Source organism: Anabaena sp. UHCC 0253 (assembly GCF_009712085.1).
Lineage (GTDB): Bacteria > Cyanobacteriota > Cyanobacteriia > Cyanobacteriales > Nostocaceae > Dolichospermum.
Map to the genome: position 1 here is coordinate 496,176 of NZ_VILD01000005.1, position 22,694 is coordinate 518,869.

Below are 22,694 nucleotides of genomic sequence, written 5' to 3' on the forward strand. Positions count from 1 at the left end.
GCTGTGCCTTTAGTTAAATAAACATAACCGGGAATTCCCGTAAATTTCAGGTATACACTTAATTCTTCCTTTGCTCCTTTGCGACTTTGCGCGAAACAAAAACGAAAATATGATGAATTTTGAAGAAACATTCAATACCATACCCGAAACAGAAGCCAGTGCGCCAGGTAGGGTAAATTTACTGGGTGAACATACCGACTATAACGACGGTTTTGTGTTACCAACTGCCATTCCTCAAAGCACAACAGTATTACTCGGTATGAGTAGAGATAACGCACATCATTTTTACTCAGAAAATTTAAATGAGCGAGTCACTATATTAGATACGCACCATTCACCATCTGGATTTGCCAGTTATATCTATGGTTGTATTGAAGTTTTGAAAATCGCAGGTTATACAATACCTTATCTGTTGGTGTATGTGAAATCTTCCGTACCTATGGGTTCAGGTTTATCTAGTAGTGCGGCTTTGGAAGTGGCAACATTGAGAGGAATACGTCAACTGCTCGATCTTCCTCTTGATGATGTGGAAATTGCCCAATTGGCACAACAAGCAGAAATTCACTATGCTGGTGTGCAGTGCGGCATTATGGATCAAATGGCTGCTAGTTTGGCGGATAATAAACATCTTTTGTTTTTAGATACCCGGACTCTAGAACGTCAGCTTGTGACTTTTCCTGATGGAGTAGAGATTGTAGTCATAGATAGTGGTGTGCCGCGGACACTTGCCAGTAGTGGTTATAATCAGCGTCGGGCTGAATGTGAAGAAGCCGCGCATTTGTTAGGAGTGAAAGCACTACGAGATATTACTGATGCTAATGCAGTAGAAATATTACCGAAACCGTTATGCGATCGCGCCCGTCATGTAGTTACAGAAAATAACCGCGTTTTAGAAGCTTTACAGGGTGTTACACCTGAGCGGTTTGGAGAGTTAATGAACGCATCCCACGCTAGTTTACGGGACGATTACGAGGTTTCTGTACCTGCGCTGGATACTTTGGTAGAAATTTTGCAGAACACAGCAGGAGTATTTGGTGCAAGGCTGACAGGAGCAGGTTTCGGTGGAGCTTGTGTTGCTTTAGTTACATCAGGGCAAGGAAGAGAGATTGCCACAAAAGTAGTTGAGGAATACAAATATACAGGTTACAACGGCAAAATTTTAGTCCCTAAGCTGTTGTGCAACTTGATTGTGTAATACATACACGAGTGGAATAAGTAGCAGAAATAGTTTAAATATAAACACATAGTTAATTCAAAGGGAACTCTTAACAGAAAAAACTCATGTTAAAAAACATGAGATTGAAATAATTACACTGTTTTTTCGCTGCTCGTTATCTTTTAAAAACACTTTTTTTGACTGAGTTTTAAACTTTAATACTTTAGTTTTTTATCTGTTCCCTGTTAGAAAGTTCCCTTTTTTTCTAAGTAATAAATATAAACAATAATATAAAAATTGCCAACAAATTGAAATTAATACTGATTTCTATATACAGCAATATCCAGATTTTATGATGGGAAATTTTAGAGAATTTTAATATTGCTAAAAATCTACTTTATCCTGAATTATTACAAAGGAATAAAATTTGATGAGCATACAAAATTATATCCATGAATATTCCAAATTTATTAGTAACTTAATTCAGTTATATCAAGCTAGTCTTAATTATCAAATATTACTATCTGATGTCTATAGAAAAGCTTTTTTGGAATTAATACATGAGTTTAGTAGTGCAGACAATAGCAGTAAGATATTGGATAAATTACCCGAAATAATTCAAATATTCGCTAATAAATTTGATCGAGAATTTGCAGATAAATTCCGTTCACCAGATGCCGTTATTATTCAAGGCAAATTTTTAAACATAGCTATCGCTAACTGGTCATACCAGCAACAATTGGTAAAAGAATTTACGCCAATTATGGACTTTATTCGCCAAATTAATCCCATTAATATTGTTAACTATTTTTATGAAGATAAAATCCAGGTAGGAATAACACCAAAAGTAGAAATTTACAAAGAAGATCAAATCGTATTATACCACTATTCACCAGATCAAAATTCTGGAAATATTCCGATATTGATTGTTTACGCTCTAGTCAATCGTCCATATATAATTGATTTACAAGCAGGACGTTCTTTTGTTGCTAATTTGCTGAAACTTGGTTTTGATGTTTACTTAATTGATTGGGGATACCCTCAAAAAAATGAAAGTTGGCTAACTCTGGATAAATATATAAATGGTTATATCAATAATTGTGTAGATGTGATTTGCAAAATTCATCATCTTCCCCAGCTTAATTTATTAGGAATTTGTCAAGGAGGTACATTTAGTCTCTGTTATAGTTCCTTGCATCCAGAGAAAGTAAAAAACCTCATTACGATGATTACTCCAGTAGACTTTCATATTAATGATGGACTTCTGAATATTTGGAGTGGATCTACTTTAGGTAATAAAGCTTTAGATGTAGACCTAATGGTAGATACTTTGGGGAATATTCCTGGTGATTTTCTTAATTATGTCTTTTTGATGTTGAAACCATTTCAATTAGGAGTTAAAAAATATATTGACTTGCTAGAAATTATTAAATCTGAAGAAAAACTGCTGAACTTTCTGAGAATGGAAAAATGGATTTTTGATAGTCCTGATCAAGCTGGTGAGACTTTTCGACAGGTAATTAAGGATTTATATCAAGGGAATAAATTGATTAAAGGTGAAATAGAAATTGGTAATCAGCGAGTAGATTTAAGCAAGATCCAAATACCGATTTTAAATATTTATGCCGAACAGGATCATTTAGTTCCCCCAACGTCATCTTTAGCTCTTGAGAAATATATCTCTAGTGATGATTATACAGTCCATTCATTTCCAGTTGGACATATTGGCATCTATGTAAGTAGCAAAGTGCAGAAAGACTTACCCTTAATGATTGGGAATTGGTTAAAGATACGAATATAAACTTCTTTTTTCCTTTGAAATCAAACAGTAAAGTTCATCCTCCAACTCTCTCGCTAGAAAGAGATACTTTTGATTGTCTAGGTTGATATTAGTAATAGCCAGGTTTTTATGTAAGAAACAGCCATGACTAAGAATGATCAAGATAATCAAATTCATCAACCAGTAGATAAAGATTCGCATTCCCGAGAAGAACAAAATATCAAAGACAAGAGTTTAACAGCCAATCCAGGAGATAGAATTGCTGACGAACCCCAATCAGTTGAAGAAAAAGCTCAACAAGTTGCTGTAGATATACTTGATATTACTGGTGAACACGTGACAGTTCCAACTTATTTTGTAGTGGAAAACCCTGATGGTGAGAAAAAAGCACTCCACCATGTCAAAGATGCAGAAGAAATTTCTGATGTAATTCGTCAAGCGCGAATGGATGAAGAAGGAAATCGCATTTGGTGGTAAAGTTGTGGTTTTTCAATTATTGCAGAAGGTGGGCAATGCCCACCTTAATTTTTATGGATTTTAAAGAGATGTTGGGTTTATGATTTCCGCATCATTTTAAAATAACCATCCCACAATTTTCTTTGAGTGTCTATAGAGAAACGATTTACCTGTTCTTGGAATTCCAAAGAGTTTTTTACCAAGTCTTCCTGTACTTTCATGTTTTTATCTAAATTCTCTGGTGAACTTGATAAATTCATATTTTGCATACTTGATAGAGTAGAATTCCAATTATTGAAAACCATATTTTGGAATTCACTCAATTGTTTAAAAAACTGCTCAAAACTATGTAAACTATCCATTGTGATTACTCCTATTGGCTGATGTTGCTTTATTCAGTTCCCATTTTAAAGTAACTAGATATGTAGGATTCTATTTATTTCTCAAGAGTGATTTGTTAATAAATATTTTTTTGTACTATAAATTTACAAATAGTGGAATTTAGAGTTAGAAACCTATACCCAGATCCTCGAATTCTTTGATAATTGTGGGAGCTATTTCCAGACAAAACCAATATCCAAATTTATCGGGATTTGTATTAGTTTGATGGAGCAGTATGCAAGAAGCTTACATTGTCTCAGCAGTTAGGACACCACTGGGTAAATTCGGAGGTATGTTAGCAAAATTGTCACCAGTAGACCTGGGAGCGATCGCTATGAATGCAGCTTTAGAAAAAGCGGGAATTTCCGGGGAGGCTTTAGACTTGTATATTTTTGGTAATGTACTTAGAGCCGGACACGGACAATCATTACCTCGTCAAGCAGCTTACAAAACCGGGATTCCTGACACAGTAAACGGTTATGCAGTTGATATGGTGTGTTCGTCGGGAATGATGAGCGCCATTAACGCTGCAACAGTTATTCGTGCAGGTGTTGCTGATTTAGTCCTGACTGGGGGAATGGAATCAATGTCACAGACAGGGTTTTTACTGTCACACCGCGCTCGTTGGGGATATAAATTTTTACAAGATGCACCCGAACAACTCAGAGATATTTTAGTTGATGACGGACTCACAGATCCCATCAGTGGGGAAACAATGGGAGAACAAGCAGAACGATTAGCAACAACTTACCAAATTACCCGAACAGAGTTAGATGAAATTGCTTTTTATTCACAACAAAGAGCAACAGAAGCTACCCAAAACGGCTTTCTCAAACAGGAAATTATACCAATTACAATTGAAGGAAAAAAAGGCAACCAAATTATTGATCAAGATGAAGGAATTCGCCCAGAAACAAGTTTAGAAAGTCTGGGAAAATTGCCACCAAAATTTAGAGAAAATGGAGTTTTCACCGCTGGAAATAGTAGTCAAATATCAGATGGTGCAGCAGCCTTAGTGTTAGCCAGCAAAACAGCAGTAGCACAGCATCAACTCCAACCAATAGCCAGATTAATAGGTGGAACATGGACAGGAGGAGAAGCTTGGAGATTTCCAGAAGCGCCGATTTTCGCCGTAAATAAACTGTTAAAAAAACTAAAAATGAAAATTTATGACTTTGACTTATTTGAAAACAACGAAGCCTTCGCCTTGAGTAACGTCTTATTTAATCGCTTACTAGGAGTTCCCCAAGAAAAATTAAACGTTTTTGGGGGAGCGATCGCATTAGGACATCCTCTAGGAGCATCAGGAGCGCGGATTTTAGTCACCCTACTCAACGCCCTACAACAAAAAAACAGACATTTAGGACTAGCAGCAGTTTGTCATGGTAGCGGAGGAGGAACAGCGATCGCCATAGAAAGACTGAGGTAAATTTCTTTCTTCCTTCTTCCTTCTTCCTTCGCTTCCTTCGTTCCTTCGTGGTTCATTAAATCAGTAACATGACATCTTTAGGACTAGAAAATCAAGTAATTTTAGTCACAGGCGGAAATCGGGGCATAGGAAATGCGATCGTCAACTTGCTTTTAGAATTAGGAAGCAAAGTAGCCTACACCTACCGCAGCAACCACACACCCCAACTTGGCACACTCGCAATATCCGCAGATGTTACCGATAAAACCGCAATGACACAAGTAGCAGAACAAGTAGAAAACGAACTCGGTGCAATTTATGGAATAGTCACAAATGCCGGCATCACCAAAGACAACTTTTTCCCCAAACTCACCAGCGCAGACTGGGATGCAGTCATAGATACCAACTTAAAAGGAGTTTATAACACCCTCACCCCAATTATCCCCAAAATGTACGATCGCCGTTCCGGTTCTGTAGTCTGTATATCCTCAATTTCCGGTGAACAGGGAAACCTTGGACAAACTAATTATGCAGCATCCAAAGCAGCAATAATAGGCTTCACCAAATCATTAGCCAAAGAAGCAGCTAAGTATGAAGTGCGAGTAAATGCAGTATCACCAGGATTCATTGAAACTGATATGCTCAACCCCATTTCCGACAAAGTAAAACAACGAATTTTATCAGAAATCCCCCTATCTCGCTTTGGAAAACCCGAAGAAATCGCTTGGGCTGTAGCCTTTCTCCTGTCACCCTTAGCCAGTAGCTACATTACAGGAACAGTGCTGCGAGTAAACGGCGCACATCATACATAGAAGAGATCGAGGGAAGAAAAAACTTACGCAAAATATCTCCAAAACTCCTCTTTCTTCTTCGTGTCCTTCGTGTCTATCCCTTCGGGACGCTTCGCGAACGTGGTTCAAAAACTCCTAACTCCTTTACAAAAAATGATTACAGAAACTGCAACAGAAGAAAAATATATAGATGTAGGTGGCCTAAACATCCATTACCAGACAGCAGGTAACAACGATCCACCCTTAGTCTTACTACATGGAGTAGGTGAAAGTGCCATTGATTGGTCTTGGGTACTACCCAAACTAGCAACCAACCACCGCGTTTTAGCAATTGATCTACCTGGTTGTGGCGAAAGCGATAAACCACAACGCGACTATTCCCTAGATTTTCTCACCCAGTTTTTAGCCGATTTTCTCAAAACCCTAGAAATTCAAAGAGCGGTGCTGGTGGGTAATTCCCTGGGGGGAATAATTGCTTTACGCTTGGCTCTGTCAAAACCTGAACAAGTAGCGGCTTTAGTGCTGGTAGATAGTATGGGATTTAGCAACATAGTTAACCCCATTCTGTCGAATTTAACATTACCTGTTTACGGAGAATTAGCGATCGCTTGGTGCAGAACTCCTCTAGGAGCAACTCAGCGGGCTTGGTCACGGGCATTACTGCTATTTAACCAACCGGTGAAAGTCCCTCCTCAATGGATAGCCGAACAGGAGCGCATGGCTAAAATACCGGGCTTTTTAGAGGCTGGTTTATCTTCTCTTCGCGCCCAATTAAATTTATTTGGACAGCATCAAATCATACTTGATCTTCTTCCCCAGTTACAAATGCCAACTTTGATTATGTGGGGAATTAATGATTTAGTTTTACCAAATAATCAAGCGCAAAATGCTGTTAGTCGTCTTAAACAAGGACATCTGGCTTTAATCCCCAACTGTGGACATATACCTCAAGTTGAGTGTCCTGAATTATTCACTACTGAGTTAAAAAAGTTTCTGGTGTTGGTGAATGAAAGTATGAATTTGTCTCACGCAGAGGCGCAGAGGCTCAGAGAGTAAGAGTTGGAGAAATGGCAACGCCAAGTTTCTTGATTCTATTGAAGATTTAAAGGAGTCGCATCTATGCAATTAAAACCAATCAATCAACAAGTTGTTTCTGTCGTTGGTGCTTCTAGCGGTATTGGCCGAGAAACAGCTTTGCAGTTTGCTAGACGGGGTGCAAAAGTGGTAGTTTCCGCCCGTAGTAAGTCAGGTTTAAAGTCTGTGGTGGAGGAAATTCGCAGTTTTGGCGGTGAAGCAATTTCTATTGTTGCTGATGTGCAGGAATTTGATCAAGTAAATGCGATCGCTGATAAGACTGTGGAGACATTCGGGCGAATTGATACATGGGTGCATACTCCCGCTGTGGGACTTTTTGCCACTTTCGACAACACAAAACCGGAAGAATTTAAGCACGTTATTGATGTGGACTTGGTTGGACAAGCTTATGGCGCGATGGCTGCTTTACCCCATTTGAAGCGGGAAGGAAGGGGGGCGCTGATTCATATTTCTTCCATGGAAGGTAGGCGATCGCTCCCTTATCAAAGTGCTTATGCTGCTGCCAAACACGGGATTGAAGGCTTTGTGGAAGCTATGCGGATAGAGTTACAGCATGATAAATGGCCGATTAGTGTTACAAGTATCAAACCCGGTGTAATTAATACCCCGTTCTGGAATAATGGTCTAACTAAGTTAGGCGTAAAACCAGCCGGTATACCACCTTACTATGACCCCAGGCTGGTAGCTGATGCAGTCGTCTATGTAGCGGAACATCCCACTCGTGATCTTTTAGTGGGTGATGCAGCCAAGGCGCTAGATTTATTACAACGGATTTCTCCGGGGTTAGTAGATTCACTGTTGTTACAATTCGGTTTTGATTTACAGCGTAGTTCTGAGCCAAAATCCGAAAACGCACCAAATAACTTTTATCAGCCTGTTCCTGAACACGACAGAATAGATGGGGACTATAAAACCCAAGTCATTCCCAGCTTTTTTGATGCCTTAGATAAAAATCCTGTGCTGCAATGGGGAGCGATCGCTTCGCTCGCCGTAGGCATCGCCGCTACAGGCGTATTAGCGTTGTTAGCAGTACAAACCTTGAAAAATAAAGGTTGAATAATTGTGTAGGTTGGTTTGACGTAAGAAAACCCAACATGATTAATTCTTTTATCAAGGTTTAATTCATGGCGGTCATAAACAGAAAGTTCGTATTCTTCAGTAAATGAAGTGCAGTTAGTTGGGCAATTATTTAGAAATTAAGAGTATTCCAAGTAAAAAAATGCCCAATTGTCATTGCGAATGGAGCGGAGCGGAATGAAGCAATCTCTGGTTTTGGATCATTTATTGTTTGGAACACTCTAAGTCTTTCTTAAGCGTGATGCAGTAATTGGCGGGTATTTAGACTATAGCAGTATGAATTAACTCCAAAAAACCGAGAAATAAATTTACTTTCGGCTTTGCCGATGACTGATTAAATGAGTTTCTAAATAACAATGAAAACTGAGGATATGACTCAAAAGCAAGGTAATAATTTCATCACTGAGAAAAATCCATTGTCTCCCCTATTCCGCAATGCTTTTATGTCATCATCTTGGCGATATTATTTGTGGCTGCAATTTACTACGGAATTATTAATCCATAGGGAATTTATGTGGTTTCAATAAACTGTAGATAGTGAATATTGCACCTGAAAAATCTTGACAATGCTTTGAATTTTGTTTAATTCTCTCATCTATCTAAGAATAGCTGTAATTTCTAAACAGAGAAATAACTGATATCTCAAAATTAAACCGGATGTATTGAAAATAATAAATTTATTTAATTTTAATTTCCTCCCTAAGTGAGATGGAAGTAGAAGTAGTTTATTTGTTAATTACTCGTATATAGGACTTATGCAAGTGTTACACTCCATATTTCTTTTAGGATTGTCAAGGAATTATCGAGTTTGGCTCACCTTATGAATATGCCAGTTGCTTCAGTCCTGATCTAGACAAGAATTACATCAATATTTGAAAAAGATGTGATGACAATACATGGCAAAAAGATATCCAAAATTTAGTCAGGATCTGGCACAAGATCCAACAACACGCCGCATCTGGTATGCGATGGCTCAAGGTAATGATTTTGAAATCCATGATGACATAACTGAAGAGAATCTTTACCAAAAGATTTTTGCAACTCATTTCGGTCATGTGGCAATCATTTTCCTCTGGGCTTCTAGTCTTTTGTTTCACGTTGCTTGGCAAGGTAACTTTGAACAGTGGATTCAAGATCCCCTGCATATTCGCCCCATTGCCCATGCGATTTGGGACCCACACTTTGGTAAACCAGCTATAGAAGCTTTTAGCCAAGGTGGTGCAAACTATCCCGTGAATATTGCTTATTCTGGTGTCTACCATTGGTGGTATACCATCGGAATGCGAACAAATTATGAACTTTATACGGGTTCAATTTTCCTGTTGTTGTTAGCAGCAGTGTTTTTGTTTGCGGGTTGGTTACATTTACAGCCTAGATTCCGCCCTAGTTTGGCTTGGTTCAAAAGTGCTGAATCTCGACTCAATCACCACCTAGCGGGGTTGTTTGGTGTGAGTTCTTTGGCTTGGGCTGGCCACTTGGTTCACGTGGCGATTCCCGAATCTCGCGGTATTCATGTTGGTTGGGATAACTTTCTCACTACTTTGCCTCACCCGGCTGGATTAACACCTTTTTGGAAAGGTGACTGGGGTATCTATGCCCAAAATCCAGATACACTTAATCATGTATTTGGGACTTCTCAAGGTGCGGGGACGGCTATTCTTACTTTCGTGGGTGGTTTCCATCCACAAACAGAGTCGCTGTGGTTGACGGATATGGCTCATCACCATTTAGCGATCGCTGTTATTTTCATTATCGCCGGTCATATGTACCGCACTAACTTCGGAATTGGTCATAACATCAAAGATATGCTCAATGCCAAAAATTTCTTTGGTATCCAAACCGAAGGTCAATTTAACCTCCCCCACCAAGGGCTGTACGACACTTATAACAACTCCCTCCACTTCCAGTTGAGTATTCACCTAGCGGCGTTGGGAACTGTGACTTCTTTGGTAGCACAGCATATGTATTCGCTGCCGCCTTATGCCTTTATGGCTAAGGATTACACGACCCAAGCGGCGCTATATACTCACCATCAGTACATTGCTGGCTTCTTGATGATTGGCGCATTTGCCCACGCTGGGATTTTCTGGGTGCGGGACTATGACTCAGAACAGAATAAAGGTAATGTCCTGGAACGGGTACTTAACCACAAAGAAGCGATAATCTCTCACTTAAGTTGGGTGTCGTTATTCTTGGGATTCCATACACTAGGGTTATACGTCCACAATGACGTTGTAGTTGCCTTTGGTACGCCAGAAAAGCAAATTTTGATTGAGCCGGTGTTTGCTCAATTTATCCAAGCTGCCCACGGTAAATTGCTCTATGGTATGGATACGTTGCTATCTAACCCAGATAGTATTGCCTATACAGCTTGGCCAAATCACGGTAACGTCTGGCTTCCGGGTTGGTTAGATGCTATTAACTCAGGTACTAACTCGCTGTTTTTAACCATTGGACCTGGAGACTTTTTGGTGCATCATGCGATCGCTCTCGGTTTGCACACCACAACACTAATCTGTGTTAAAGGGGCTTTAGATGCCCGTGGCAGTAAGTTGATGCCTGACAAAAAAGACTTCGGTTATAACTTCCCTTGCGATGGTCCCGGTCGTGGTGGTAGTTGTCAAACTTCTTCTTGGCAACAAACTTTTTACCTCGCCTTTTTCTGGATGTTGAACCTGATCGGTTGGGTAACATTCTACTGGCACTGGAAACATTTAGGTGTTTGGCAAGGTAACGTTGCCCAATTCAACGAAAACTCTACATACCTAATGGGCTGGTTACGTGATTACCTTTGGGCTAACTCTGCACAATTAATTAATGGATATAACCCTTATGGTACAAGTAATCTGTCTGTTTGGGCTTGGATGTTCCTCTTTGGACACCTCGTTTGGGCAACTGGTTTCATGTTCCTGATTAGCTGGCGTGGTTACTGGCAAGAGTTAATTGAAACTCTGGTGTGGGCGCACGAACGCACCCCCTTGGCTAACTTAGCACGTTGGAAAGATAAACCTGTGGCTATGTCCATTGTCCAAGGTTGGTTAGTGGGTTTAATTCACTTTACGGTTGGTTATGTCCTCACCTATGCCGCATTCCTGATAGCCGCAACCGCCGGTAAATTCGGATGAAATATTAAGAGTTCCTCTGACCTTTTTGCAATTTCCCTCTTTGAACCTAACGGTATAAAGGGGGATTTTTTTTGGACAAAAAATATATTTTTGATAATTTTTGAATTCATTCTTGTTCATTATACTGAGACTCAATCTTTAATTCGATGAAGTTGATGATTTACAGCTTGTATGGCTTACGCCACGCTATCAAAAATCAATGAGTAATCCTATCTATATATAGATTATCTGTTCATTTATTTTCTTGGGTAGATGTAGAAATAATAGCCAAGATTTATGATTAAAACTTATAAGGAATGCAAGGTTAAGAATTAATGTTCTCAGTTTATTAGGACTTACGCAAAATATCTCTGAAACCTTCTTTTCTATCCCTAACGGGACGCTTCGCGAACGTGTCCTTCGTTCCTTCGTGGTTCGTTCTTTCGTGACTTGTGCGTAAGTCCTGTTTATTATTACTGAATTTTTGGAAATTTGAAACAAAAAAATCAATTGAGGAGGCGATTTGTTGATTTTTTAGCAAGTCACTCGTCCAATTTGTAAAAAATGGCATTAAAAATCTATGGCAAGTGAAAAAACTCAACGAAAAAAGAACGGTGCTAGTCATGTTGTGTCTTCCAAGCTGAGTAAAAATAAGCAATCTGAATTAGACGAATCTCCATCAGTAGGTGCATCATCATTAAATTTATCCACATTAAATAAAAATCTCTTAGCAAAAGAAACTGTCACTGATACGGCGGATATAGTCTGTTTATCTCATTTGCGTTGGCATTTCGTTTATCAAAGACCACAACATCTTCTCAGTCGCTGTGCAAAGGGAAAGCGGGTATTTTTTATTGAAGAACCAATTTTCAATCAAGAAGATTTACGGCAGTTGGAAATTAGCGAAGATATAAGTGGAGTGGTGGTAGTTGTTCCCAATCTCCCAGAAGGTTTAAATGAGGAATCTGTTAACGCAAATTTGCAAATTCTGATAGATGGTTTTTTGGCAGAGCATAACATTAACAAGTATATTTGTTGGTATTACACACCAATGGCGATCGCATTTACCCGCCATTTACAACCCCAAGCTGTAGTTTATGATTGCATGGATGAGTTATCTGGATTCCATGGTGCGCCACCAACTTTAAAAAATTACGAAGCTGAACTATTTCGCCATGCAGATTTAGTATTTACAGGGGGACAAAGCCTTTACGAAAGTAAAGTTAACCAGCACCCAAATGTCTATGCGTTTCCTAGCAGTGTAGATATAACCCACTTTGGAGAAGCCAGAAACCTGAAAATAGAACCAGCAGATCAAGCTGATATACCTCATCCCCGTCTGGGTTTCTTTGGTGTAATTGATGAACGGATGGATATTGAACTACTTCAAGGTATTGCAGATATCCGCCCCGACTGGCATTTAGTCATGGTTGGACCAGTTGTGAAAATTGATCCCGCAATGCTACCACAGTCCGAGAATATCCATTATCTCGGTGCTAAAACCTATCAACAACTACCTGAATATTTAGCAGGATGGGATTTAGCAATGTTGCCATTTGCCCGCAATGAAGCAACGCGCTTTATCAGTCCTACTAAAACTCCTGAGTATCTTGCAGCCGGCAAACCTGTGGTATCTACCAGTATTCGCGATGTAGTTCGTCCCTATGGAGATTCAAAACTGGTACGCATTGCAGACACAGTTTCTGATTTCGTCACCGCTGCTGAACAAGCAATGCAACAGGATACAAAAGCATCTGGGTGGTTAAGTCGTGTTGATGCCTTTTTAGAGCAAATTTCTTGGGATCGGACTTGGGCATCAATGATAAAATTGATAGATTCGGCGATCGCTACCCGTGATGCAGAAGAAAAAAATAATCTTGGTGCGATTACGAGAAAACAAGCACCCAATATTATTACTAGAGACTTTGTTTTTGATTACCTAATAGTTGGTGCAGGTTTTTCTGGTAGCGTCATTGCTGAACGGTTAGCAACTCAGTTGGGAAAAAAAGTGCTGATTGTAGATAAACGTAATCATGTTGGTGGTAACGCCTACGATCATTACAATGATCATGGTATTCTTGTTCACAAATACGGACCTCATATTTTTCATACCAACTCCCGTGAAATCTTTGAATACCTATCCCGCTTTACTCAGTGGCGTTCTTACGAACATCGTGTCCTTGCTAGTGTAGATGGTCAATTAGTTCCCATACCTATAAATCTCGACACTATCAATAAACTTTATGGTATGGAGCTAAATTCTTTTGAAGTCGAGGATTTTTTGAAAGCATTAGCTGAACCAAAAGAATATATTTATACTTCAGAAGATGTGGTAGTCAGCAAAGTTGGACGAGTATTATATGAAAAGTTCTTTCGCGGTTACACTCGCAAGCAATGGGGACTCGACCCGTCAGAACTTGATAAATCAGTAATTGCTCGGATTCCCACACGCAACAACCGCGACAACCGTTATTTTACCGATACTTACCAAGCGATGCCCCTGCATGGGTTTACGCGGTTATTCGAGAATATGTTAAATCACCCGAATATTAAGGTAATGCTTAACACCGATTACCGGGAAATTGAAAAAGCTATACCTTGTCGGGAAATGGTTTATACAGGACCGGTGGACGCATTCTTTGATTATCGTTACGGTAAGTTACCCTATCGTTCTCTTGATTTCCAGCACGAAACCCATAACATCCCAGTATTTCAACCTATACCAGTGATAAATTATCCCAACGAACACCTTTATACTCGTGTTACAGAATTTAACTATTTAACTGGTCAGGAACACTCTAAAACTAGCATTGTTTACGAATTTCCCAAAGCTGAAGGAGACCCCTATTACCCTGTACCCCGCCCAGAAAATCAGGAAATCTATAAGCAATATAAGGCTTTAGCTGATGCCACACCAGGGGTATATTTTGTGGGAAGGCTGGCAACCTACAAGTATTACAACATGGATCAATGTGTTGGTCAAGCTCTTTCTGTGTATAAACAAATCGCCGTCAAGGTTTGACAGTAGGGGCGGGGTTTCCCCGCCCATTCAGGGTTTCTATTCAGGGTTTCCCCGCCTATTCAGGAGTCAGGAGGCGAAGCAAGGTGATACCAATTTGAAAAATGATTGCGACAGATGGCTGTACAAAACAATGACACAGAAAGGGATTCCCAATCCAAAATCCAAAATCTAAAATCCAAAATGGTATGACTTCTATTTTTAACTCGAAACTCAAAACTCAACTTCGTTTAGAAGTATGGGGTGGTGTGGAGTGTACGGTTAATCGTGTGGGTGAAGAGTATTTTGACCAAATAGAACGTAATGGTCATGGAACGCGCTTGGAGGATTTGGAATTATTTGCCAAATTGGGTTTACAAGCAATTCGTTATCCTGTATTATGGGAGCGAATCGCACCTAACGGCTTAAAAAATGCCGATTGGTCTTGGGCGGATGTGCGGTTGGGGAGATTACAAGAACTGGGTATTTGTCCAATTGTGGGATTAGTACATCATGGTAGTGGTCCACGTTATACCAGTTTAATAGATCCAGTATTTCCAGAGAAATTAGCAGAGTTTGCCCGTGCAGTAGCAGAACGCTATCCTTGGGTAAGGTATTACACACCTGTCAATGAACCTTTAACAACGGCTCGATTTAGTGGTTTGTACGGTCATTGGTATCCTCACGGACAGGATGATTTAACTTTTGGCCGGGCTTTGTTGGCAGAATGTCGGGGTGTGTGTTTGGCAATGCAAGCTATTAGGGAAGTTAATCCTGGTGCTGAACTTGTACAAACGGAAGATTTAGGAAAGATTTACAGCACGCCAAAACTGGTTTATCAAGCGGAGTTTGAAAATGAGCGTCGCTGGTTAACTTTTGATTTATTATGTGGTCGAATTTCCGCAAATCATCATATCTGGGGTTATTTGCGAAATCGCGGTATTAGTGAAAATGAACTTGACGAATTTTGTCAAAATCCCTGTCCACCGGACATTATTGGCATTAATCATTATATAACGAGCGATCGCTTTTTAGATGAAAATTTAGAAAATTATCCAAATTGGACACATGGTGGTAATGGACAAGATGAATACGCAGATATAGAAGCAGTTCGAGTTTGTGCTGAAGGTGCAGCAGGTCCAAGGACTTTACTACAAGAGGCATGGGAACGGTATAAAATCCCCTTGGCTGTAACTGAAGTTCATCTCAATTGTACCCGTGAAGAGCAACTACGCTGGTTTTGTGAGGTGTGGAATGCCGCGCAGGAATTGCGATCGCAGGGTGTAGATGTCCGTGCTGTCACAGCTTGGGCGCTTTTAGGTACTTATGATTGGAATAGTTTAGTAACTCGTTGGGTAGGTAACTACGAATCAGGTGTATTTGATTTGCGTTCTCCTCAACCCAGAGAAACAGCGATCGCTAAAACTATACGTGATTTAGCCACAGGACGCAATCCCAATCACCCGTTACTTGATATCCCCGGTTGGTGGCATCGTCCAGAACGGTTATTATATCCAGCAGTCAGTTGTAGACTAAATGAGAGAGAGAAAACCAAAAAAGCATCTGAATCTATACTCTCCCCAGCCCCCCAGCCCCCCAGCTCCCCTGCTCCCCATCGTCCCCTAGCCATAATTGGCGCTAGAGGCACGCTAGGAAAAGCTTTTGCTCGGTTGTGTGAAGTGCGAGGAATACCATACCGTTTACTAACACGGCAAGAAATGGATATTGCTAATCCTGTTGTTGTTGATGAGGTGCTGACTGAGTTACAACCTTGGGCTGTAATCAATGCTGCGGGATATGTGCGAGTGGATGATGCAGAGCGCGAACCAGGAAACTGTCTGCGTGTAAATACAGTAGGTGCGGAAATATTAGCTACTGCTTGCGCTCAACATAATTTGCCGTTAGTGACATTTTCTTCAGATTTGGTGTTTAATGGGGCTGTAACACAACCTTATGTAGAAACTGATGCCATTTCCCCTTTAAGTGTCTATGGATGTAGTAAAGCTTTAGCAGAAAAGCGAGTTTTACAAGCTTGTCCAACATCCCTGATAATTCGCACCAGTGCCTTTTTTAGTCCTTGGGATGAGTATAACTTTGTGACTATTGCCCTGCGTGAACTCAGTTCTGGTGAGGAATTTTTAGCAGCGCAAGATACTATTATTTCGCCTACTTATGTACCTGATTTAGTTCATGCTAGTCTTGATTTATTAATAGATGGTGAAACTGGTTTGTGGCATTTAGCTAATAAATGTGAAATTTCCTGGGCAAATTTGGCAAGATTAGCGGCAAAACAAGCAGGTGTGAGTGTGAAAAGGTTAATTGCTTTACCTACACGACAACTGGGTTTGATTGCTCCTCGTCCGACTTATAGCGCACTTGGTAGTAGTCGAGGTGATATAATGCCTGGTTTGGAAGATGCTCTTTCTCGATATTGTGAGGAATGGCAATAAAACATTAATTTAATCAGTTGTCTATCTGGCTAATTTTGAAACCCAGTTTTAGTTATTCTTGCTAAAGACTTAAATAACTTGGGTATATATTTTGTGCAATCAAATCTGCTTTTTCTTGTTCGTTAACAATCACATAATCTATACAATTAGCGTAATCACCATTTTCGAGTTTATTCAGTTCTGTTACCACAGCTTTCAGACGTATTTTTTGAGGATCTCGTCCATCATTTAATCGTTGTTGGAGTACATCTAAAGACGGAGGTTTGACATAAATACTATAGATTTGATGGGGAAAGTTTTTTGTAAAATGTCTAAATTTTTGATTAGCCAGTCGAAAATTGGGAAACATCCTTTTTGCAAAGCATTTTCAATCATTACTTTAGATATTCCTGTGCGAAGATTTCCGTATATATTCCGTTAATAGATTAGTATTAGGACAATGTAAGGTTGAAGAAAAGTCAAATGAGATAACAGCAATACCAGAATTAATTAAAGTCTTAGATATAGCTGGATGTTTAGTAACAATTGATGCAATGGGATGTCAAAAAGAGATAGTAAAATCAATTGTGGATAAATCAGGTGAATATATTATTGCACTAAAAAAGAGCAAACCTGAAGATAAAGAGACTGTAGAAAATTGGGTAGATTTATTAAATTCTGTGGGTTTAAAAGATATTGCTAATGAACCTGTAACTTCTTGTTGTACAATAAAACCATAAAATTTTTATATCCCCGACTTATTTAATAAATTGGGAATCTAAAATATGATATAGTAACTACTGCGTAGATTAGGCTTATAGCCTGATTTATAGAGATATCTAAACATCAAAAGATGATCCATAAAATTCATCATCTAAAATTTCCTCAATGGTAAAAGGACATAGATGAGGATATTCAGATTCATTAGGAATACGAACTCCAAAAGATGCTAGTTTTCCTTCTTTAATAGCAATATCCTTACCATCTGCATAGGAATCTTCTAAAATTTTGGGTAAATAGGATTGCAGTGAAGGCATTTTCGATAATTGTTTTTTGATGCGTTTACGATGTTCAATCACTGAATTATACCAACTATTTTTCATTGTTTCTGGAGCATCAGCTTGAACTTTTAGCTTTAATAAATGGGCTAATAAAATCATTAAGTTACTCTCTAAAGCATTTTTTTCTGCTTTCCCCAAGTCTTTTAACTCCTCAATCAAATTTACTGTATCTAAAACTGAAAATTCATGGCTTTCTAATTGATTAATTGTTAATTCTAGCCATAAATTAAAGTCTTTTTCATAAAGAGATATACTCATAATTATGCCATCACTAATGAATTTCATACAACCATTATATTGTATTTTGCACAAAGACGCACAAAAAGCAAAGATATAAATTTTTCCTATTCAGTCTTGTGGTGAGAGTATCTTGTCTGGTAAAATTATACTAAACTTATACGAATTAAATCGTATAAACTCTGTAGCTGTTTCAGATATGATAATTTTCAACAAGAATTACAAATTTTATGCCAAATTTTAAAATCTGAAGAAAATTACCCTCATACATTAACCTAAATCCATGAACATTAACAAATCTCAACTATCTCTAGTAACTCTCATTATTACAATTCTATTACCTTTACCTTTGAATATTACCGCAACTTTATTATAGCAATTCCCATTCAAGTGAGGTACAGAAAGAAAGAATTAACCGCAGATGGATGCAGATAAACACAGATAATTTTGTACTTCATTAGACTGGGAAACGCTATAAACTTAATTCGATAATTAACAATTTACCTAATCAAAGTGATTTAGATAAAAAAGATTGCCAAACAACAACAAGCAACTATTGTTGAATATTCTTTAATTAATCATCCAAGTGTAGCTAAAAATAATCTTTATATATGGGTGATAAAACCAACAGGAGAAGTTAATTTTAAAGAAATTGATTTGAAAGCATGGGAAGAAAAAAACTCAATTAATTTAAACGACTTAGTAAAAAAAGCTAGATCCTCTGTAATTAAAGATAATAGAGGTGGTGAGAAACCAAGTAGTAGATTTAAAATAGGCGATCGCGTAAAATTAAAGGACGATTGGCCTGATGAACCTTCTAGTGTAATTATCGGCAAAAATCCCCAAACTGGAAAATGGATTTTACAAGTTACTCGTACAAGAGATACTTATGAAAGAGCAGAAAGTGAATTAGAGAAAGTCACAAAAGTAGGCTAAATGAGTCTGTTATTGCTCAAAAATCAAGGGAAGCATTTCCACTCTTCTAACTTCTGTTCGTTCAACGAGACTCTGTACGTGAAATGGAACATCTCTACATTTTTTTTCCACCAGATGTCTAATAGACATCTGATAGAAATTAAATATACGTTATCCACAACTTTTGTAGAAACGTTCCATACTATGTCTCTACATTTTTCCACCAGGTGTCTAATAAAAACAAAGTGAGGCGCATTCGTTATGAAGTGCGCCTTTTTCAATTTACCTGTTTTCCTTTATGCCGAAACTGGCATTCGCAGATTGACACTCACTGCTTGCAATTCCTTCGCTTTCTCCTCTGGTAACGCATCATTAGCAAACATCCCCGCCGCAAGTTCTGTTCCTGCCAAATACTTCAAGCGATCGCTCGTGCGGTATGGTGGATAAAACTGGGCGTGTAAATGTGCCTCTGGATGTCTTAAACCATCCGTAGGCGCTTGAAACCAAGCCATTAAATAAGGGAAAGGACGATTCCACAAACCATCATATTTGAGAGTGACGGTTTTTAAGGCTTTAGCAAGTCCCCAACGTTGTTCTAGATTTAAATCTGAAAAAGTGGCAACGGGTTGTTTTGGTGCTACCCACACTTCATAGGGATAACGCGCACAGACGGGAACGAAAGCGATCGCATCCTCATCTTCATAAATTATCCGTTGCTTGTCAGCAATTTCTTTTTGAATTAAATCCGCTAACAACCCGCGTTGATGTTCCTGATAATACCGCTGCTGTTGTTCTAACATCCGCTCAGGCACAGGTGGAACAAATGGATAGGCGTAAATTTGCCCATGTGGATGGTGTAAAGTTACACCAACTTCTACACCTTTATTTTCAAAGGGTAGAACATATTGAATTTGGGGATTTTTACCTAAAACTTCCGTGCGATCGCCCCAAACTTGCAAAATTAAATCCAAGTGTTCCAGTGTCAAAGACGACAGCGAAGCACTAGCATCTTGAGTAAATACCACTACTTCACAAGCCCCATTTGCAGGTACAGTTTCCACAATGCAATCAGGCGGATTTTTTGCCGTTGTGATCATCGAGGGAAAACGGTTCTCGAATACTGCCACATCATATTTACCAACTGGTATTTCCGTGGGCAAATTAGGGTTGCGGCTAGGAGCAAGGGGGTTATATTCTGGGGGTGGTAAGAAAGTCCGCCCTTGACGATGACTCGCATAAGCTACCCATTCACCCCGGAGGGGATGCCAACGTAAATGGGGATTAGCTCGCACTGGCTCATCACTGGGGCTAGTAGCTGTAATCTGATCAGAAATGGGGCAACGACTATATAAAGTCATTTGCCGTCCATCCGGCTTTAACAAGCTGTGGGAGTACATAATCCTTGTCCTGAAAGAGTAGCAGCACGGATCGCTGCAATGGGAAATTTGGGAGTGCGATCGCCGTACAATAAACCGTTAGCTTCTTGGAATGTATCCGTAAATTGGGTGTAACAAAAGCCACAGAACATTTCGATATTATTCACAGTTTCCAGGAGGGCAGCGTACTTCATTTCTAGCTCGGTAATATTGAAGCAACGCTCATATCCCCAAGCTTTATCTGCCTCAGCCTGGGTAGCAGGTGCATAAGCAATGCCACCAAACTCTGTCAGCATGATCGGTTGTCCCTGGTGCGGATAATTGTCTAAGGTGAGGATACGTCCACCAGGACGCTTACGCTCAAACAAATCTGATAACTTCACTTCTGGTCCATAGCGATGAAGCAATTGCTGGGGTTGAGTGTCATAGTCATGAATAGCGAGAATGTCTGTATCTGTACTTTCCCAGCCATCATTACCAATTACCGGACGAGAAGGATCAAGGGTTTTGGTCAAATAATACATCGCCAAAACGTAATTGCGGTGAGCCGCAGTTTCAACTAAATTCGGGACTCCCCAGGATTCATTAAAGGGAACCCAGGCAACAATACACGGGTGGTTAATATCACGGTTGATTACCTCAGTCCACTCATGGGTCATGCGTTCTACAGCTTTATGGGTAAAGCGATAGGCGCTGGGCATCTCTTCCCATACTAACAAGCCTAGAACATCTGCCCAATATAAAAATCGGGGATCTTCAATTTTTTGGTGTTTGCGAACTCCATTAAAACCCATTGCTTTCGCTAGTTCCACATCACGCCGCAAAGCATCATCATCGGGTGCAGTCATCAGGGAATTAGGCCAGTAACCTTGATCGAGAACCAAGCGTAAATAATAAGGACGACCATTGAGCATAAAGCGATCGCGCTGGATACTAACCGTCCGCAATGCAGTATAGGATTTGACTGCATCTAGCACTTGGTTGTTATACACCAACTGAATTTCTGCATCAATCAAAGTTGGTCTTTCTGGACTCCAGAGTAATTCATTCCGGTAGTCATCAATACCAGGATCAGCCAAAGCAATGCGGCGGCTCACTTCTCCGTCGAACACTTCGTAAGTATCGTTAGCTAACACCTTACCACCAACGCTCAATTTCACCTTCATTTGCACGCCGGAAACAGGTATATGACCAGCCAACGATGCAAAACAGCCGATTTCCCAGCGTTCAAAGTCAGGAGTCCAACGGATGTGATCTATATAAGTTGTCCCTACACGCTCAACCCAGACAGTCTGCCAAATACCAGTGGTGCGCGGATACCAAATACTGTGAGCTTCTAATTGCCAATCTTGTTTACCACGAGGTTTCGCCAGTTCGTGTGGATCATCTTGCGCCCAAACTGTGACTTTAGTTGTACCAGTGTCATTCAAAACAGAAGTAATATCAACAGTAAATGGGGTATGTCCGCCTTCATGTTCAGCCATATATTGGCCGTTTACCCAAACCCGCGCCCGATAATCTACAGCCCCAAAATGTAGCAGAAATCTCCCGTCCCCAACAGGTGTGTCAAATTCTCGCTCATACCAACAATTGGTATGAAATTCTGGATCACCAATCCCACTTTTGGTAGATTCAGGAGCGAAGGGAACTTCTATATGATGAGTCCATTGGCTAAGGTCGCCGGGTTGGGAGCAATTACCTTCATCGTCATAAGCGAATTTCCACTGTCCGTCCAAACTTTGCCAGTTTGAGCGCCGCAGATGCGGACGTGGATATGCTGGATCTCTAAAACTCAAAATCTGCTTATTATCATTTTCAGAGGTGAATTTAACGTCAAAATTCTCGATAGCTAACGATTTCATCTAAAAAATCTTCCCTAGCAACAGAACAAAGTATTTTCGTATTTATTGGTTGAAAACAACCTAATTTAAGAATTTAGAAAGCAAACTGAAAGAGCCTCTCTCAGCGTTAGTGCTGGCAGGTTCAAAATATCATTTATGGACTTCCGACTCGTGACATTATGACACAAATAAACAAAATATTTATCCAGTCATAGCAAAATATTCACTAAAATTTTGACTACTAATGACGCACTTTCCACACTGGGAAATTACGAGAATAAAAAGTCAAACAATAATAAAAACGTAACTATTCAGGGATAAAAGAAGAGAGATAGCCAAATAAATAGGAAAGCTATCAAACTCCTGGAAATATCACTAAATAAAAGCAATTGCATCCAGAGAAAAACCAGAATAAGTAATGCAAAATAAATTGAACATTTTAAAAATCCCTAAATCAATCAATTTTGTAGGGGCAAACCCCCTGTGGTTGCCCCAAATACCGGGGTAGGCACTAAATAAAAGCAATTGCATCCAGAGAAAAACCAGAATAAGTAGTAATGCAAAATAAATTGAACATTTTAAAATCCCT

The 22,694-nt window shown here is 39.5% G+C and carries 18 protein-coding genes and 2 pseudogenes; 13 read left to right on the forward strand and 7 right to left on the reverse strand.

What is annotated here, in order from left to right:
- Nucleotides 1–112: 112 nt before the first annotated feature.
- From galK to FJR38_RS16645, 3 genes are all read left to right on the forward strand, one after another.
- The gene (gene galK / locus FJR38_RS16635; protein WP_168538272.1) at nt 113–1,195 is read left to right on the forward strand and encodes a galactokinase; all 1,083 of its coding nucleotides are present in this window, start codon (nt 113–115) and stop codon (nt 1,193–1,195) included.
- A gap of 391 nt (nt 1,196–1,586) precedes the next feature.
- The gene (phaC, locus tag FJR38_RS16640; RefSeq protein ID WP_168538212.1) at nt 1,587–2,957 is read left to right on the forward strand and encodes a class III poly(R)-hydroxyalkanoic acid synthase subunit PhaC; all 1,371 of its coding nucleotides are present in this window, start codon (nt 1,587–1,589) and stop codon (nt 2,955–2,957) included.
- Nucleotides 2,958–3,080: 123 nt separating this feature from the next.
- Nucleotides 3,081–3,413 (forward strand): hypothetical protein, encoded by a 333-nt coding sequence (locus FJR38_RS16645; protein WP_168497261.1) that lies wholly within the window; start codon nt 3,081–3,083, stop codon nt 3,411–3,413.
- Nucleotides 3,414–3,490: 77 nt separating this feature from the next.
- Here FJR38_RS16645 and FJR38_RS16650 read toward each other — a convergent pair whose 3' ends face one another.
- Nucleotides 3,491–3,754 (reverse strand): hypothetical protein, encoded by a 264-nt coding sequence (locus tag FJR38_RS16650; protein ID WP_168497259.1) that lies wholly within the window; start codon nt 3,752–3,754, stop codon nt 3,491–3,493.
- 254 nt (nt 3,755–4,008) lie between these two features.
- On the opposite strand from FJR38_RS16650, the gene FJR38_RS16655 reads away from it, so the two are divergent.
- The 4 genes from FJR38_RS16655 (at nt 4,009) to FJR38_RS16670 (ending at nt 8,123) form a co-directional block, all read left to right on the forward strand.
- Nucleotides 4,009–5,202 carry a thiolase family protein gene (locus FJR38_RS16655; protein ID WP_168538214.1) on the forward strand — a complete coding sequence of 398 codons (1,194 nt, stop codon included), beginning with the start codon at nt 4,009–4,011 and terminating at the stop codon, nt 5,200–5,202.
- Nucleotides 5,203–5,270: 68 nt separating this feature from the next.
- A complete protein-coding gene (gene fabG / locus FJR38_RS16660; protein WP_168538216.1) occupies nt 5,271–5,993 on the forward strand; it encodes a 3-oxoacyl-ACP reductase FabG in 723 nt (240 codons plus the stop codon).
- A 132-nt stretch (nt 5,994–6,125) separates the two neighbouring features.
- Nucleotides 6,126–7,028 carry an alpha/beta hydrolase gene (locus tag FJR38_RS16665; RefSeq protein WP_168538218.1) on the forward strand — a complete coding sequence of 301 codons (903 nt, stop codon included), beginning with the start codon at nt 6,126–6,128 and terminating at the stop codon, nt 7,026–7,028.
- Between the two features lie 63 nt (nt 7,029–7,091).
- Complete coding sequence (locus FJR38_RS16670) at nt 7,092–8,123, forward strand: SDR family oxidoreductase (RefSeq protein ID WP_168538220.1); 1,032 nt, start codon at nt 7,092–7,094, stop codon at nt 8,121–8,123.
- 53 nt (nt 8,124–8,176) lie between these two features.
- Here FJR38_RS16670 and FJR38_RS16675 read toward each other — a convergent pair.
- Nucleotides 8,177–8,251 (reverse strand): annotated as a pseudogene (locus tag FJR38_RS16675) (NAD(P)H-quinone oxidoreductase subunit I); the annotation flags it as partial.
- Between the two features lie 249 nt (nt 8,252–8,500).
- On the opposite strand from FJR38_RS16675, the gene FJR38_RS16680 reads away from it, so the two are divergent.
- From FJR38_RS16680 to FJR38_RS16695, 4 genes are all read left to right on the forward strand, one after another.
- Nucleotides 8,501–8,671 carry a hypothetical protein gene (locus FJR38_RS16680; protein WP_168538222.1) on the forward strand — a complete coding sequence of 57 codons (171 nt, stop codon included), beginning with the start codon at nt 8,501–8,503 and terminating at the stop codon, nt 8,669–8,671.
- A gap of 369 nt (nt 8,672–9,040) precedes the next feature.
- On the forward strand, nt 9,041–11,269 hold the full coding sequence (psaB, locus tag FJR38_RS16685; protein ID WP_168538224.1) for a photosystem I core protein PsaB: 2,229 nt from the start codon (nt 9,041–9,043) through the stop codon (nt 11,267–11,269).
- A 559-nt stretch (nt 11,270–11,828) separates the two neighbouring features.
- A complete protein-coding gene (gene glf, locus FJR38_RS16690) occupies nt 11,829–14,270 on the forward strand; it encodes a UDP-galactopyranose mutase (RefSeq protein WP_168538233.1) in 2,442 nt (813 codons plus the stop codon).
- 185 nt (nt 14,271–14,455) lie between these two features.
- Nucleotides 14,456–16,696: a family 1 glycosylhydrolase gene (locus FJR38_RS16695; RefSeq protein ID WP_168538235.1), complete on the forward strand. Its 2,241-nt coding sequence runs from the start codon at nt 14,456–14,458 to the stop codon at nt 16,694–16,696.
- A gap of 61 nt (nt 16,697–16,757) precedes the next feature.
- Here FJR38_RS16695 and FJR38_RS16700 read toward each other — a convergent pair whose 3' ends face one another.
- Nucleotides 16,758–17,045: a hypothetical protein gene (locus FJR38_RS16700; protein WP_168538236.1), complete on the reverse strand. Its 288-nt coding sequence runs from the start codon at nt 17,043–17,045 to the stop codon at nt 16,758–16,760.
- Between the two features lie 70 nt (nt 17,046–17,115).
- On the opposite strand from FJR38_RS16700, the pseudogene FJR38_RS16705 reads away from it, so the two are divergent.
- Nucleotides 17,116–17,331: pseudogene (locus FJR38_RS16705) on the forward strand (ISAs1 family transposase); the annotation flags it as partial.
- Nucleotides 17,332–17,514: 183 nt separating this feature from the next.
- Here FJR38_RS16705 and FJR38_RS16710 read toward each other — a convergent pair.
- Entirely contained in the window at nt 17,515–18,021 is a 507-nt protein-coding gene (locus FJR38_RS16710; RefSeq protein ID WP_371418228.1) for a DUF29 domain-containing protein, read from the reverse strand.
- Between the two features lie 567 nt (nt 18,022–18,588).
- Between FJR38_RS16710 and FJR38_RS16715 the strand changes: the two genes are divergently transcribed.
- Nucleotides 18,589–18,909 carry a hypothetical protein gene (locus FJR38_RS16715; RefSeq protein ID WP_168497244.1) on the forward strand — a complete coding sequence of 107 codons (321 nt, stop codon included), beginning with the start codon at nt 18,589–18,591 and terminating at the stop codon, nt 18,907–18,909.
- Nucleotides 18,910–19,184: 275 nt separating this feature from the next.
- Here FJR38_RS16715 and galT read toward each other — a convergent pair whose 3' ends face one another.
- From galT to FJR38_RS27795, 3 genes are all read right to left on the reverse strand, one after another.
- Nucleotides 19,185–20,285, reverse strand: coding sequence for a galactose-1-phosphate uridylyltransferase (gene galT, locus FJR38_RS16720; protein ID WP_168538237.1), 1,101 nt, complete (start codon nt 20,283–20,285; stop codon nt 19,185–19,187).
- Nucleotides 20,264–22,126, reverse strand: coding sequence for a glycoside hydrolase family 2 protein (locus tag FJR38_RS16725; protein ID WP_168538238.1), 1,863 nt, complete (start codon nt 22,124–22,126; stop codon nt 20,264–20,266). The genes galT and FJR38_RS16725 overlap by 22 nt, the downstream gene beginning before the upstream one ends.
- Nucleotides 22,127–22,480: 354 nt before the next feature.
- Nucleotides 22,481–22,694 (reverse strand): hypothetical protein (locus FJR38_RS27795; protein WP_217360028.1); only part of this gene is annotated, 214 nt, incomplete at its 5' end.

What these genes read in the sequence shown, in the direction of transcription:
- fabG (WP_168538216.1), top strand. Translation starts at nt 5,271, where the DNA reads ATGACATCTTTAGGACTAGAAAATCAAGTAATTTTAGTCACAGGCGGA.
- FJR38_RS16700 (WP_168538236.1), bottom strand. Translation starts at nt 17,045, where the DNA reads ATGTTTCCCAATTTTCGACTGGCTAATCAAAAATTTAGACATTTTACA.
- FJR38_RS16645 (WP_168497261.1), top strand. Translation starts at nt 3,081, where the DNA reads ATGACTAAGAATGATCAAGATAATCAAATTCATCAACCAGTAGATAAA.
- FJR38_RS16665 (WP_168538218.1), top strand. Translation starts at nt 6,126, where the DNA reads ATGATTACAGAAACTGCAACAGAAGAAAAATATATAGATGTAGGTGGC.
- psaB (WP_168538224.1), top strand. Translation starts at nt 9,041, where the DNA reads ATGGCAAAAAGATATCCAAAATTTAGTCAGGATCTGGCACAAGATCCA.
- phaC (WP_168538212.1), top strand. Translation starts at nt 1,587, where the DNA reads ATGAGCATACAAAATTATATCCATGAATATTCCAAATTTATTAGTAAC.
- glf (WP_168538233.1), top strand. Translation starts at nt 11,829, where the DNA reads ATGGCAAGTGAAAAAACTCAACGAAAAAAGAACGGTGCTAGTCATGTT.
- FJR38_RS16655 (WP_168538214.1), top strand. Translation starts at nt 4,009, where the DNA reads ATGCAAGAAGCTTACATTGTCTCAGCAGTTAGGACACCACTGGGTAAA.
- FJR38_RS16710 (WP_371418228.1), bottom strand. Translation starts at nt 18,021, where the DNA reads ATGAAATTCATTAGTGATGGCATAATTATGAGTATATCTCTTTATGAA.
- galK (WP_168538272.1), top strand. Translation starts at nt 113, where the DNA reads ATGAATTTTGAAGAAACATTCAATACCATACCCGAAACAGAAGCCAGT.
- FJR38_RS16650 (WP_168497259.1), bottom strand. Translation starts at nt 3,754, where the DNA reads ATGGATAGTTTACATAGTTTTGAGCAGTTTTTTAAACAATTGAGTGAA.
- FJR38_RS16695 (WP_168538235.1), top strand. Translation starts at nt 14,456, where the DNA reads ATGACTTCTATTTTTAACTCGAAACTCAAAACTCAACTTCGTTTAGAA.
- galT (WP_168538237.1), bottom strand. Translation starts at nt 20,285, where the DNA reads ATGTACTCCCACAGCTTGTTAAAGCCGGATGGACGGCAAATGACTTTA.
- FJR38_RS16725 (WP_168538238.1), bottom strand. Translation starts at nt 22,126, where the DNA reads ATGAAATCGTTAGCTATCGAGAATTTTGACGTTAAATTCACCTCTGAA.
- FJR38_RS16670 (WP_168538220.1), top strand. Translation starts at nt 7,092, where the DNA reads ATGCAATTAAAACCAATCAATCAACAAGTTGTTTCTGTCGTTGGTGCT.
- FJR38_RS16680 (WP_168538222.1), top strand. Translation starts at nt 8,501, where the DNA reads ATGAAAACTGAGGATATGACTCAAAAGCAAGGTAATAATTTCATCACT.